Annotated in this window: 10 protein-coding genes; 9 read left to right on the forward strand and 1 reads right to left on the reverse strand. The window is 54.4% G+C overall.

The window, feature by feature from the left end; all coding sequences use genetic code 11:
• Positions 1-148: 148 nt before the first annotated feature.
• From C8N40_RS06775 to C8N40_RS06810, 8 genes are all read left to right on the forward strand, one after another.
• A complete protein-coding gene (locus C8N40_RS06775) occupies positions 149-4,390 on the forward strand; it encodes a HAMP domain-containing protein (protein ID WP_245905030.1) in 4,242 nt (1,413 codons plus the stop codon).
• A complete protein-coding gene (locus C8N40_RS06780; RefSeq protein ID WP_108211042.1) occupies positions 4,390-5,001 on the forward strand; it encodes a chemotaxis protein CheW in 612 nt (203 codons plus the stop codon). The genes C8N40_RS06775 and C8N40_RS06780 overlap by 1 nt, the downstream gene beginning before the upstream one ends.
• A gap of 26 nt (positions 5,002-5,027) precedes the next feature.
• The gene (locus C8N40_RS06785) at positions 5,028-5,405 is read left to right on the forward strand and encodes a response regulator (RefSeq protein ID WP_108211043.1); all 378 of its coding nucleotides are present in this window, start codon (positions 5,028-5,030) and stop codon (positions 5,403-5,405) included.
• Positions 5,406-5,630: 225 nt separating this feature from the next.
• Positions 5,631-7,271 carry a chemotaxis protein CheA gene (locus tag C8N40_RS06790; protein WP_108211044.1) on the forward strand — a complete coding sequence of 547 codons (1,641 nt, stop codon included), beginning with the start codon at positions 5,631-5,633 and terminating at the stop codon, positions 7,269-7,271.
• Positions 7,272-7,305: 34 nt separating this feature from the next.
• On the forward strand, positions 7,306-7,953 hold the full coding sequence (locus C8N40_RS06795; RefSeq protein WP_245905031.1) for a chemotaxis protein CheC: 648 nt from the start codon (positions 7,306-7,308) through the stop codon (positions 7,951-7,953).
• A 746-nt stretch (positions 7,954-8,699) separates the two neighbouring features.
• Positions 8,700-10,034 carry a polyamine aminopropyltransferase gene (gene speE, locus C8N40_RS06800; protein ID WP_108211045.1) on the forward strand — a complete coding sequence of 445 codons (1,335 nt, stop codon included), beginning with the start codon at positions 8,700-8,702 and terminating at the stop codon, positions 10,032-10,034.
• Positions 10,024-11,094: an agmatinase family protein gene (locus tag C8N40_RS06805; RefSeq protein WP_108211046.1), complete on the forward strand. Its 1,071-nt coding sequence runs from the start codon at positions 10,024-10,026 to the stop codon at positions 11,092-11,094. The genes speE and C8N40_RS06805 overlap by 11 nt, the downstream gene beginning before the upstream one ends.
• Positions 11,095-11,256: 162 nt before the next feature.
• A complete protein-coding gene (locus C8N40_RS06810; protein WP_108211047.1) occupies positions 11,257-11,589 on the forward strand; it encodes a phage holin family protein in 333 nt (110 codons plus the stop codon).
• 78 nt (positions 11,590-11,667) lie between these two features.
• Here C8N40_RS06810 and C8N40_RS06815 read toward each other — a convergent pair whose 3' ends face one another.
• Complete coding sequence (locus tag C8N40_RS06815) at positions 11,668-12,003, reverse strand: four-helix bundle copper-binding protein (protein WP_108211048.1); 336 nt, start codon at positions 12,001-12,003, stop codon at positions 11,668-11,670.
• Between the two features lie 173 nt (positions 12,004-12,176).
• Here C8N40_RS06815 and recQ point away from each other — a divergent pair, with 173 nt between their 5' ends.
• The gene (recQ, locus tag C8N40_RS06820; protein ID WP_108211387.1) at positions 12,177-14,309 is read left to right on the forward strand and encodes a DNA helicase RecQ; all 2,133 of its coding nucleotides are present in this window, start codon (positions 12,177-12,179) and stop codon (positions 14,307-14,309) included.
• Positions 14,310-14,445 lie beyond the last annotated feature (136 nt).

Here is a 14,445-nt window from a genome sequence, read left to right on the forward strand (position 1 = left end):
ACAGTTATCAGCATAAGCGGGAAATTTTATACTTTTATAGTAAATTGCACTACATACATCCTGCGGCAGCCGCACAGCATGAGGCATAAGCAAGCCACCCGGAGTGGCACTGCACAGGAAAGACACCCTATTCCAACCAAACGAATATATGGCCTTAGGTAAAAACTTGAAGCTGAGCAAAGACAAGCTCATCAGTGACGTAGAAGCCAAAGAAGAGAAGAAAACCACTCCTCAGGCTAAAGCGGAGAAAGGAGCTGCCACCACGGCTGTGGGGGATGCACCGGCCAAACCAGCGGCCCCGGCCCCAAAAGAGTTGCCTGCTAATGCTGCCAGACTAACGGCAGATAAGGCTGACTCTACCAAAAAAAGACAAGGCAAACTGCCGAGTAACCCCGAGTACATCAGCGACCAGTTGAACAGGGTACTCTATGCCCTCGATGCCTTTAAGAAGGGAGACGTATCGGTGCGCCTGACCAAGCAGAACGACGATATTTTCGCCGACATCGCCGAAGCTTACAACTCCATGGTGGAGATGATAGGTGGTGTAGGCGGTGAGGTGTCGCGTATCTCGAAAGTGGCCGGAGTGGAAGGGAACCTGAAGGCCCGAGCATCGGCAGAGAATGCTTCCGGTTTCTGGAAGGACATGATCAACAACATCAACGGCCTCGTGGACTCCATCGCGGTACCGGTACTGGAAGTAGGCAAAGTACTTAAGAATATATCCCGCGGTAACCTGGACGAGACATTCCAGATCCCTGTATCCGGCGACTTCAAGGTCATGGCCGAGACAATCAACCGCACCATTGACAACCTGAACCTGTTTGCCGGTGAGGTAACCCGTGTGGCATTGGAGGTAGGTACCGAAGGTAAACTGGGCGGGCAGGCATCGGTGCCGAACGTGGCCGGTGTTTGGAAAGACCTGACTGACAATGTGAATACGATGGCCTCCAACCTGACTTTCCAGGTGCGAGACATTGCTAACGTATCTACCGCTGTGGCGAAGGGAGACCTAACCCAGAAAGTATCGGTGGACGTGAAAGGCGAGATGGCCGAGCTGAAGGAGAACATCAACCGCATGGTGGACTCCCTGAACATCTTTGCCGGTGAGGTAACCCGTGTGGCCCGCGAAGTAGGTACGGAAGGACGCCTGGGCGGCCAGGCGAAAGTACCGAACGTGGGCGGCGTGTGGAAGGACCTGACCGACAACGTGAATACGATGGCCTCCAACCTCACCTCCCAGGTGCGCGACATCGCCAACGTATCTACAGCGGTAGCGAAAGGCGATTTGACGCAGAAAATCACGGTAAACGTTCGCGGCGAGATGGCCGAGTTGAAGGAAAACATCAACCAGATGGTGGACTCGCTCAACATCTTTGCTGGTGAGGTAACGCGCGTGGCACGTGAAGTGGGTACTGAGGGTAAGCTAGGCGGCCAGGCCAATGTGCCGAATGTAGGCGGCGTGTGGAAGGACCTGACCGACAACGTGAACTCCATGGGCTCTAACCTGACGCTGCAGGTGCGTGACATCGCCAACGTGGCGACTGCCGTAGCCAAAGGCGACCTGACCCAGAAGGTATCGGTGGACGTGAAAGGCGAACTCGGGGAGCTGAAGGACATCCTGAATGAAATGGTGGACCGGCTAAATGTGTTTGGCGCGGAAGTAACCCGCGTGGCACGCGAGGTAGGTACCGAAGGGATGCTGGGCGGCCAGGCCAACGTGCCGAACGTGGCCGGCGTGTGGAAGGACCTGACCGACAACGTAAATTACATGGCCTCCAACCTGACGCTGCAGGTGCGTGACATTGCTAACGTATCGACCGCTGTAGCAAAAGGCGATTTGACGCAGAAAATTACGGTGAACGTTCGCGGTGAGATGGCCGAGCTGAAGGAGAACCTCAACCAGATGGTGGACTCGCTCAACATCTTTGCTGACGAGGTAACCCGTGTGGCGCGCGAGGTGGGTACGGAAGGACGCCTGGGCGGCCAGGCCAACGTGCCGAACGTGGCCGGCGTGTGGAAGGATTTGACCGACAACGTAAATATCATGGCCTCCAACCTGACCACGCAGGTGAGAGGTATAGCAAAAGTAGCTACCGCCGTAGCCAAGGGCGACCTGACCCAGAAGGTATCAGTAGATGTAAAAGGCGAGATGGCCGAGCTGAAGGAGAACCTCAACCAGATGGTGGACTCGCTCAACATCTTCGCCGGGGAAGTTACCCGTGTGGCCCGCGAAGTGGGAACCGAGGGTCGGCTAGGAGGGCAAGCCAACGTGCCAAACGTGGGTGGGGTATGGAAAGACCTGACCGACAACGTGAACTACATGGCCTCCAACCTCACCTCCCAGGTGCGCGACATCGCCAACGTGTCTACCGCCGTGGCAAAAGGTGACTTGAGCCAGAAGATTACGGTAGAGGCCCGCGGCGAGCTGCTCGACCTGAAGGAGAACCTCAACCAGATGGTGGACTCGCTGAACATCTTCGCTGACGAGGTAACGCGCGTGGCGCGCGAGGTGGGTACGGAAGGACGCCTGGGTGGCCAGGCCAACGTGCCGAAGGTGCGTGGTACCTGGAAGGAACTCACTGATAACGTGAACACGATGGCCTCCAACCTGACGCTGCAGGTGCGTGACATTGCCAACGTAGCGACTGCGGTAGCGAAGGGAGATTTGAGCCAGAAAGTATCGGTGGACGTGAAAGGCGAGCTGAATGAGTTGAAAGAGAACATGAACCGCATGGTGGACTCGCTCAACATCTTCGCCGGTGAGGTAACCCGCGTGGCGCTGGAGGTAGGTACCGAAGGTAAACTGGGCGGACAGGCCAATGTGCCGAACGTAGCCGGTGTATGGAAGGATTTGACCGACAATGTGAATACCATGGCCTCTAACCTGACAACACAGGTAAGGGGTATCGTGAAAGTAGTAACAGCGGTATCCAAGGGTGACCTGACCCAGAAGCTGACCCTGCAGGCGAAAGGCGAAATGGCCGAGCTGGCCGATACCATCAACACCATGGTGATCGACCTGAACCGCCTGGCCGGTGAGGTGTCACGTGTGGCAAGAGTAGCGGGTGTGGAAGGTAAACTGACAGAGCGTGCCACACTGCAGGGGGTAGGCGGTAGCTGGAAAGAACTGGTGGATACCCTGAACGACCTGCTGGAGTCCATCGTAACGCCGGTGCTGGATGTATCGCGGGTGGTACGTGCCATCTCCGAGGGTGATCTGACCCAGCGCGTGGAAGCGCAGACCGCAGGCGACATTCTGGACATGGCCAATGCCCTGAACCTGGCCGTTGACAACCTGAACGCCCTGCTGGGTGAAATTAATGACTCGTCGCTGGTAGTGGGCTCCTCTTCTGAGGAAATGGCCGCTAAAGGCCTGGACATGAACAAGGTGACGCTGGATGTGGCCCTGGCGATGCAGCAGATGGCGGAAGGTGCCCAGAACCAGGCCCTCAAGACGGACCAGACGTTTAAGCTGATTGAGGAAATCATGAAGGCGACGAAGGAAACGGCAAATCGGGCTGAGGTAGTGAACAAGTCGGCCTTGCTTGGTGAGGAAAGCTCGCAGATAGGTCTGAAAACGGTGGCCGAAGTGGTGAAGAACATGGAGGAAATTTCCAGCTCTGCCGCGCTCACCGCCAAAACAATTGAGGTACTAAGCACCCGTTCTCAGGAAATTTCCAAATCCCTGGGCGTTATCACAGACATCGCCTCCCAGACAAACCTGCTGGCCCTGAACGCTGCCATCGAGGCGGCCCGTGCCGGGGAAGCCGGACGCGGTTTTGCCGTGGTAGCTGAGGAAATCAGGAAACTGGCCGAGGGCTCACGCAAATCAGCCAGTGAGATTGCCACACTCGTGGAGGACGTGAAGAAAGATACTGCCTCAGCCGCTATGGCGATTTCAACGATGGAGGGCCGGGTGTTGAAAGGAAAGAACGCTACGTTTGAGGCGTCCGGAGCCTTCAAAAACATTGCCGCCTCCAGTGGCGAGACCCTCCGCACCGCGCAGGACATCCTCACAGCGACAGAAGTACAGAAAACCACGATTGGGGATGTAGTGAAGTATGTGGAGGAAGTGGTGGCCATTGCCGAGCAAACGGCCTCGGGCACACAGCAGGTGGCGAGCACCGCCAAGCAGCTCTCCGCCTCCATGCAAGAGCTTACCTCTTCGTCGCAGAACCTGAACGACATTGCGGCAGACCTGCAGGTAAGTATCTCTGCCTTCAAGCTGGTTGACGGCAACCTGGTGTTTAACGATAGAAAGAGACTGCTGTCTACCATTCCGGTGAACCAGCGCAAGCAGCGCGGCAATCAGGCGGCTAGCAAGCGAATCAATTCGGAAGTGCCGCAGCGATTTAACGATGCTCCATTGGGTGACAGGAAGAAGAAATAATGCCGAAGACATCAAAAACAAATAAAAAGGCGGAGCCGGAAGCAGCACTTACGGCTCCGCCCGAAACAACATCCGCGGAGGTAGCTGCCTCTGAGGCAGGTAAGGGAGAGGCAACCGTTTCGGAGGCTGCCCGGGAACTGGTATCCCCTGAAATGGTGCACCTCATCGTGTTCAAATTGGGCACAGAAGAGTATGCCATCCGGATAGACCAGGTGAAAGAGGTAACCGTGACCCCCGAAATCACCCGCATGCCCCGCACACCAGACTTTGTGAAAGGGGTGGCCAACATTCGCGGTGATATTATTGCCATCATAGACCTGGCCAGGCGCTTCAACATCAGGCCGGATGCCGCGGCAGTTGGGGTGAGTTCCAGCTATACGTTGGTGGTGGAAACCGACACCTACAGCATTGGCGTAGATGTGAAGGAGGTGCCGCAGTCGTTGAACCTGCCCCTGACCAAGATCGACAAGACGCCGTCCTTTTTACAGGACGTGAGCGTGAGCGAGAACTTTATTGAAGGAATAGCCAAGACCGACAACCGACTCATCATTGTGCTGGACATGCACAAGATCCTGACACATGAGGAGGTGAACCAGTTGCCTAACTTATAGAACTAAAATTATACTTTATAAAAGGTATGAAAAGAATATTGATCGTAGATGACTCTTTCTACATGCGCACCATGCTTAAAAACATGCTTAGCGATGCCGGCTATGAAATTGTGGGAGAGGCTCCGAATGGGCAGACTGCGTTAGAGTTGGCAAAGGAAACAAAGCCGGACCTGATTACGCTGGATGTGATTTTGCCTGACAGCACGGGGCTGGAAGTACTGAAAGGCATCCGGCAGGAGCAGCCGGACCAGAAGGTGATTATCGTAAGCGCCGTAGGGCAGGAGGTTATCGTGAACGAGGCCATGGAGTATGGCGCCAAATCTTATATCGTGAAGCCTTTCTCGGAGGAGAACGTGCTGGAGGTGGTAAGCAAGGTGCTGGCCGAGGAAGCGCCTGAAAGCTAATTCTATACTTAATCATAAACATGCTATTCCGGTAGGGGCATGGCTTTGTAATCCGGACAGCTGAGCGTTTAAAAGTCCTTTACTGTCTCCCGGTGTCAGGGCGGGCCAGGGGCCTTGCTTATCCGGGAAAGTATAAACTTGTCCTTCCTGAACCAATTATAGCCTGAGCGCTAGGCGCCGGACTGTTTATGGCGGAAGGTCGTGTCAGTACTACTGACGTTATTTATGAAATCGAGAGAACAGGAGTATAAAGAAATATTTATTGCCGAGGCCCTGGAGTACTTTGATGCTCTGAACAGGCATATCAGCACGCTGGAGAAAGAGCCGGAAAGCGAAGAGACGCTTGCCGAGATATTCCGTTTGCTGCATAACCTAAAGGCTAACTCCAAGGCAATCGGGTACCTTCAGATCTCCGATGTCTCTCACAAACTGGAGACGGCCTTCAGCCTTATCCGCAACAAGGAACTATCCTTCAGCGATGAGGTGGTAAAGGTGCTGTTTGATGGCGTGGACCTGCTGGGCGAGCTGATCCATAACGTGGACAACCCGAACTACGGGGAGCCCGATCCGCTTTTGCTTCGCAACCTCGATATTATTGTGGAGAACCTCTCCGACAGTACCATCGAGCTGGCCAAAGTGCAGCGGTATAACACGTCAAAAAACCTGTCGCTGTCAGAGCTTATCTATATCCAGATCCGAAAGCTGGACCATATGATGAACCTGGTGGGTGAGCTGATGATAGACCGCGACCGGGTTCTTTCCATCAGCAGGGAGCTGAACAGCGATGAGCTCAAGAGCGTGAGTTCGCACTTGTACCGCATCACGGAAGAGCTGCAGTACAGTGTAATGGACGCCCGCCTTGTAAACATAGGCTCGCTCTTTAACAAGTTTCCGCGCATTGTGCGCGATGTGGCCGCCGCCGAAGGAAAGCAGGTGAACCTGGTGCTGGAAGGGCATGACATCCAGATCGACAGGAACATCCTGCAGATTATGGCTGACTCGCTGCTGCACCTGGTGCGGAACGCCATTACACATGGCTTAGAGAAACCCGAAGAGCGCCAGGCAGCAGGCAAGGACACGACGGGGCAGTTGAGGCTGGCCGCGCAAAGCGATCGGGAGAACGTACTGCTCCGGCTGATAGACGATGGCCGGGGAATAGACCTGAACGTGGTGCGGCGCACGGCCGTTGAAAAGCAGCTTGTTTCCGCAGATGCTGCACGAAGTATGGGCGAACACGAAGTGCTCTCGCTGCTCTTCGAGCCGGGCTTCTCCACGGCAAAGGAGGTGACCGAGTTCTCGGGCCGGGGCGTGGGGCTCGATGTGGTGAAGAACGCCATCGACTCGATTGGCGGGCGTATCAGTGTCAGCTCCGTAAAGGGCTCCGGCACCACCTTCAGCATGCAGCTGCCGACCTCTATCGCTGTGAAAGGAGCGCTGCTGTTTGAGGTGGACAGTATTTACTTCGCCATTCCGCTCATACACACAGAGCAGGTCGTGTCGCTGGACAAGGACGAGCTGCATGAGGTAGGGGGAGTGCTGATTGCTGACCTGAAAGGGGAGACGGTAACGGTGGTGTACCTGAACGAGTTGCTGAATGCCCCGGAGCAGGAAATGAGGCTGGGGGATAAGACGAGGTTAAACGGGCAGGTACAGAATATCATTATCGTGTCTTACAACAACAGAAAGCTCGGTTTGATTGTAGACAAATTATACAGGCAACAGGATATAGTGGTAAAGGCGCTGAGCAAGCCGCTGGATCAGATTGATATTTACGGGGGGGTGACACTACTAGGCACCGGCAAAGTATGCCTGGTGCTGGATGTGCCGGCCATCACCCGTTATTTTACACAGAGAAGGCAGATTTGAGGCGATGGGTAAATCAAGTACAAACGAGATAACTATGATGATGGAAGCTCATATTTCAGAGTTGGAGAGAGATATTATCAAAGAGATACTCAATATTGGGTTGGCCAGGGCAGCCGATTCTTTTGCGGCTATCGCAAAAGACAAAGTGCTCCTGAAAGTGCCGGATCTCAAATTGATCGAAATCAAAGAGCTTCTCAGCCTGGTCTCGGAGTATGAGAGTACCCACGTGATCATTCAGTCTGACATAAAAGGCGATTTTAACGGCGCCACCCTGATGCTCTTCTCCGACGACCACATCGCGCGGCTCACGCAGGTGTGCCTGGGCGACGACAGCGGCTACAAGGGGGAGCTGTCGGTGATGCAGGAGTCGCTGCTGCTGGAGATCAGCAACATTATTACCGGAGCCCTGGTGACGCAGATGGCCAACATCCTGAAGGCCAATATCTACGGCTCCCCGCCTAAAGCGCCCAAAGGCTACATTGCCGATTCCCTGAAGGATATACTGGTGCAGCACCCGCTGTTTCAGCCGCTAGTGTTTACGGTCATCACCCGTTTTACCCACAATTACAAAAGCGTGGAGCTGCCCCTGCTGCTGTTCTTCGACTCGAAGACCTTCCTGAATATCATCGATATCATCCGGTCGTTTGAGCTGGGCAAGAACAACTTGCTGGACGCCGAGTAAGTTTATTTGCAGTAGTCTGCGTTTTTAGAGAAAGTATAAGTATAAAGTATAGGCACCCGCATGATTTATACTTTAACCTATGATAGCGGCCTTGCAGCGGCTCGGCAAGTATAAATACTTGCCGATTGCTCTGGTGCCTGGGCGGAAGTCGCCAAGTATACAGGTGCTCAGATAACAGAGCAAAAGCTATCTGGTGCTCTCCACACTTTTTACTTTTCTGAGGCCTTCTACCTGAGCACCATCTGTTCCTCTCAAATCTGGTTATACTTTCCGGACACGGTTCGAAGTATAGTTCTAGGTTGTTGACCTTCAGTATGGCCATCTCACCCGCCACGCGCTACTCTTGGCTAAGTATAACTTGCATTACGGCCTCCCTTACCTGCAGGGCAATCACATTTTAAATACTGACTATACTTGTCATTGCGTGGGGCTTTTAGCAGTGCAAAGTATAAGTATAACCTCCCCTCGACTAAGCTTCTTCATTGTCAAATAGGTTTCTTTTCGGAGCAAAGTCTGTGTTCCAGAGCTCTACTCCCTTACCTGGTTATCATTTTATACTTGCGGACCCGAAACAGAAGTAAGAGCAAATAGGCGAGTGGCAGACCCGCTGCGCATGCGTTCAGGAAATTATTAACCCTCTGGGAAACAATGAAGTATACCTTGATGCTGGCCTTTTACCTTTGATTATAGAGCCAGATTTCGTTTTTTTGCCCACTTTTCATTTTTTAAACCTTCTATACTTATTGATGAACGCTTTAGGCAGACACATTCTTGTTGAGTTTTACGATTGCTCCCCGGAACTGATGAACGATGTGGTTCACATCGAAAACAGCATGGTGGCCGCCGCTGAAACGGCAGGCGCCACTGTCATCAACAGCACGTTTCACCATTTCTCGCCTTACGGAGTGTCGGGTGTGGTGGTGATTCAGGAAAGCCACCTGGCCATCCATACCTGGCCGGAGTATGGCTACGCCGCTGTAGACCTTTTTACCTGTGGCGATTCTGTAGACCCCTGGGTGTCTTATAGTTACCTCAAAGAAGCCTTCGAGGCAGGGCATGGTTCCTCTATGGAGCTGCGCCGTGGCCAACTGAACCTGCTGAAGCGAACTGACTTTAACCTGGAGCAACTGCGTGATGTGTCGGCCAAGCCTCAGGAAGAGCCGGGCACCATTACCCGCGACGTGTGGTTTACCGAACGCGACGAGAACATTGCCCTGTCGCTGAAGCACACAGGCGACCAACTTTACAAAAAGGACTCGCCTTACCAGCGTGTGGAGGTGTACGAGACACTGGCCTACGGCAACATGCTGACGCTGGATGGCATGGTGATGTGCACGCAGAAAGATGAGTACGTGTACCACGAAATGATCACCCACGTGCCGATGATGAGCCATAGCAAGGCTAAGCGCGCCCTGGTGATTGGCGGCGGCGATGGCGGCACGGTGCGCGAGCTGCTGCGCTACGAGCAACTGGAGGAGGTGACGCTGGTGGAGATAGACGAGCTGGTAATTGAGGCCTGCAAGCTGCACCTGCCCGAAACGGCTGTCTCGTTCGACAACCCGCGCCTGAACCTGTTGGTGGAAGACGGCATCAAGTATATCAACGAATGCGAGGACGGCCGTTACGACCTTATCATCGTGGACTCCGCCGACCCGGTTGGCCCGGGAGAGGGCTTGTTTACAGCCGAATTCTACAGCCAGGTGTACCGCTGCCTGACACCGGACGGTGTGATGATCACGCAGTCGGAGTCACCGCGCTTTAACAGTGCCGTGTTTGTGGAGATCTACGATACCTACAAGAAGATTTTCGGACAGGACAAGGTACACTGCTACCTGGCAGCCATCCCAACCTACCCAACCGGAACCTGGAGCTTCTCTTACTCGTCTAAGGGTAGTTCTAACCCGCTTCAGTTCGACCGGGAAGCGGCGGCCAGGTTCTCAAAAGCGCAGGGCCTGAAATATTATAACGAAGAAATACATGCAGCTGCCTTTGCACTGCCTAACTTTGTAAAGGAACTGCTGGCCAGCGGTTCCCAGGAAGCAATTGAAGCATACTCAGCTGAACCCACAAATGAACAGTAAAGAACAGAAAATTCAGAACTTCGACCCAAACGGTGTCGGCGACATCCACGGAGGACTTTTCGGTCTGCCCTTTACGGTAGAAGAATCCGAAGTTGTGATCATCCCGGTGCCCTGGGAGGTGACCGTGTCCTACAGTGCTGGTACGGCGCAGGGCCCGCAGGCCGTGAAAGACGCCTCTCCGCAGCTCGACCTCTATGAGCCAAGTATAAAAGACGCTTGGAAACTGGGCGTGGCCATGGAAGAGATTTCCGAATTATGGGCTGCCACCAGTGAGGCGCTCCGCGACAAGGCGAAGGCCTACATCAACTGGCTGGAGGCCGGAAGCCCTGAGGTAGGAGCTTCGGAGTTTGAAAACCTGCCTGCCGAGGTGACAGCCAAAGGGGAGGAGCTGCTGGCCTGGCTGAAGCAAAAGGCGCTCGGCTACCTGGACCAGGGCAAACTGGTAGGCGTACTGGGCGGCGACCACAGCACCCCGCTGGGGCTGATGCACGCGCTGGCCGAGAAGCACGAGGAGTTCGGTATACTTCAGGTAGATGCCCATGCCGACCTGCGCGACGCCTACGAAGGCTTTGAGTACTCGCATGCCTCCATCATGTTCAACGCCCTCAAGCTGCCGCAGGTGAAGAAGCTGGTGCAGGTAGGTATCCGCGATATCTGTCAGGCAGAGGCGGAACTGGCCGAGCAGTCTAACGGCCGCGTGACCATCTTCTACGACGCCACGCTGAAGGAGAACATGTATGCCGGCGAGAGCTGGAAGAAAGAGTGCAAGAAGATCATCGCGCAGCTGCCGCAAAAAGTATACATCAGCTTCGACATCGACGGCCTTGATCCGAAACTCTGCCCCGGCACGGGCACGCCGGTTCCGGGAGGGTTGGAGTTTGAGCAGGCCGTGTACCTGATCAGGCAACTGGTAAAATCCGGCAGAGAGATCATCGGCTTCGACCTGTGCGAGGTGGGCCCCGGCGAAAGCGAGTGGAACGGCAACGTAGGAGCGCGCATGCTCATGAAGCTGATCAACTGGATGGCCGTATCGCAGCAACGCCTGGAGGCACAGTTTTAATGTATAGCGAAGTATAGATTTATACTTACAGGAAAGCCCGCAACTGTTGCGGGCTTTCTTTTTATACTTCCGGCCCTGGCCATACTTTATACTTTGCGCTGCGTATGTATAGCGCAGCAACTATAACATGCTTCTACTATATTTCATCCAAAAAATAAAACTATGGGATTTATACTTAAACTTATTCTGACGGGTGCAGCTGCCATGATAGCAGCCTATGTGCTACCTGGGGTTTCTATTGACGGATTTCTCACCGCGCTGATACTGGCGCTGGTGCTGGCGGTACTGGATGCCATCGTGCGGCCTGTCCTTGTTTTCCTCACCATCCCGGTAACCATACTTACCCTGGGGCTTTTTCTGCTGGTCATCAACGCTGTTATCATACTTCTGGCCGACTGGCTGGTGGCAGGCTTTGATGTGGCGGGCTTTTTTTGGGCGCTTCTCTTCAGCCTGGTGCTCTCCATTGTCTCCGCCATACTGGATATGATCTTCTGAGGCAGCGGTAGTCTATAGACAAAGCAAAAGCGGCGGTTCATTTTCATGGGCCGCCGCTTTTGCATGTATAAGTATAAATTACTTCTGCTGCATCCACTGCTCGCAGGCCTCGGCGCACTCGCGGCAGGCATCAGCGCACTTCTGGCAATGGTCGTGCTGGTGCTTGCGGCACTCTTCCTCGCAGAGGCGGCAAATTTCGATGCACTCCTTCATCACATGCTTGGCGTGCTGCGAGTTGCGGGCCACAAAACGGGCCGTCAGGGTGCAGATGTCGGCACAGTCGCGGTCGAGCATAATGCAGCGCACCATCATTTTTACGTCATCTTCCTGCAGACACATGGTGGCGCAAGTCTCGCAAGCGGTGATACATTTTATCAGCACGTGCTCCAGGTTGTTGGTTATCTCTGATTTCATAGCTTATGATTTATGTTAGTTATCCAGTTAAACCTACGCAGTAGGAGAGGCATGGTTCTTAGTTTGTTGAAAGCAGGCCGGAGGCTCGTAATTGCGCGGGCGAATGGTTATCTTTGAAAAACAAAACATGGCAGGTGCAGCCAGAACGCCATGCCACTGTGAGGAATAAGGGAATGGTTACGATCAGGGAGGCACGAGAGGCCTTAAAATTATACTTTGGTTACGAGCAGTTCCGGCCCATGCAGGAGCAGATCATCGACGGTGTGCTGCAGGGGCGGGATGTGGTGGTGCTGATGCCGACCGGCGGCGGTAAATCCGTCTGCTACCAGGTGCCGGCGGTGGTGCAGCCGGGCATGTGCGTGGTGGTGTCGCCGCTGATTGCCCTGATGAAGGACCAGGTGGAGGCGCTGCTGGCCAACGGTATTCCGGCAGCGTACATCAACAGTTCCCAAAACGCCGAGCAGCAGTACGCGATTGAAAACCAGTGCCTGGAGGGCAAGCTGAAGCTGCTCTACGTGTCGCCGGAGAAGCTGCTGTCCTCAGGTTTCCTGGCTTTTCTGCGCCGGGTACGCATCTCGCTCTTTGCCGTGGACGAGGCGCACTGCATCTCTTCCTGGGGCCATGATTTCCGGCCGGAGTACACGCAGCTGAAGGCGCTCAAGCAGCAGTTCCCCGACACCCCGGTTATCGCCCTTACTGCCACCGCCGACAGGCTCACGCAGAAGGATATCCAGGAGCAGCTTTACCTGCGCAACCCGCAAGTATACGTAGCCTCCTTCGACCGGCCAAACATCAACCTGATGGTGAAGCCCGGCCGCGACCGCTTTAACAGAATTACCGATTTTCTCTCTCGCAAGCCGAACCAGCCCGGCATTATCTACTGCCTCAGCCGGAAGGCCACCGAAAGCCTGGCCGATAAGCTCAAGCGCAGCGGCTTTAACGCCACCTACTACCATGCCGGTATGTCGGCCAACCAGCGGGCCAAGGCGCAGGAGGATTTCCTTAACGACGACGTGCAGATTGTGTGCGCGACCATCGCCTTCGGTATGGGTATCGATAAATCCAACGTGCGCTGGGTTATTCACTACAACCTGCCCAAGAACATCGAAGGGTACTACCAGGAAATCGGCCGCGCCGGGCGTGACGGGGCTAAATCAGATGCCTTGCTTTTCTATAGCTACGCCGATGTGCAGAACCTGCGCACCATGCTGCAGGATAACCAGAACGAGGCGCAAACGGAGCTGCAACTGGTAAAGCTGGAGCGCATGCAGCAGTTCGCGGAGGCCGCTGCTTGTCGCCGCCGTATCTTGCTGCAGTACTTTGGCGAAAGTATGGAGAAGGACTGCGGCAACTGCGACATCTGCCGGAATCCCCCCACCCGCTTCGATGGCACCGTGATTGCCCAGAAAGCCTTGTCTGCCATAGCCCGTACCCAGGAGCAGGCTAACATGGGTTTGCTGGTGGATGTGCTCCGCGGGGCCAGAAATGCCCAGGTGTTGCAGGGCGGGTTCGATAAAGTGAAAACCTACGGCGCCGGCCGCGACATCAGTACCCTGGACTGGACCCGCTACCTGCACCAGATGCTGAACGAAGGGCTGATTGAAATGGCCTACGACCAGGGCTATACGTTAAAGCTGACCGAGCAGAGCCGGCAGGTACTGTTTGAGGGCAAAAAAGTACAGCTCGTTAAATTTGAGGATGTGAAGCAGGAGGAACCGGCCATCAAGGCCCGTCCGAAACGCGAGCTCATCAAGGATGCTCTCTTTGAGAAACTGCGCGCACTCCGCAAAAGCCTGGCCGATGAGTATGGCGTGCCGCCTTACGTGGTGTTTACCGATACCACCCTGCAGGAAATGGCTGCCGAGCGGCCCACCAACAAGATTGCCATGCTGGCCATATCGGGCGTAGGCGCCCAAAAGTATGAGCGCTACGGAGACTCCTTCATCACAGAGATCATCGACTTTATAAACGAGGAGCAAAACAAAGGCAACAAGATGAAGGGGGCCACACACCTGGCTACACTGGAGTTGTTGCAGCAAGGCCTTAGCATTGAGGAGATTGCCAAAATGCGCAGCCTGAATCCCGTAACGGTTTTCTCGCACCTGGCCACCCTCTATGAGCAGGGCTACGACGTGGATCTCTCCAGGTATGTGAGCAGTGCCGAGTATAAAGTTATCGCCAAAGCCATTGCCAAATTTGGAGTAGATGCCAAGCTAAAGGACCTTTTTGAAGCCTTGGGTGAAGCGTATGCCTACTATAAGATAAGGCTCTCGGTTTCGATTTATAAGAAGCAGAATAGTTGGTAAGGATGCTGTGGAGCGTAGGGCGCATATTACTTTGAGGTAATTTTGTGGCCCGAATGGCTTGCAGAGCCATACTTTATACTTTGAATGTACTTCTATACTTGACTCGCGCAAGCGTCCGCTTGTGCCGTTATACTTT

The sequence above is a fragment of the Pontibacter mucosus genome (genome assembly GCF_003054055.1).
Lineage (GTDB): Bacteria > Bacteroidota > Bacteroidia > Cytophagales > Hymenobacteraceae > Pontibacter > Pontibacter mucosus.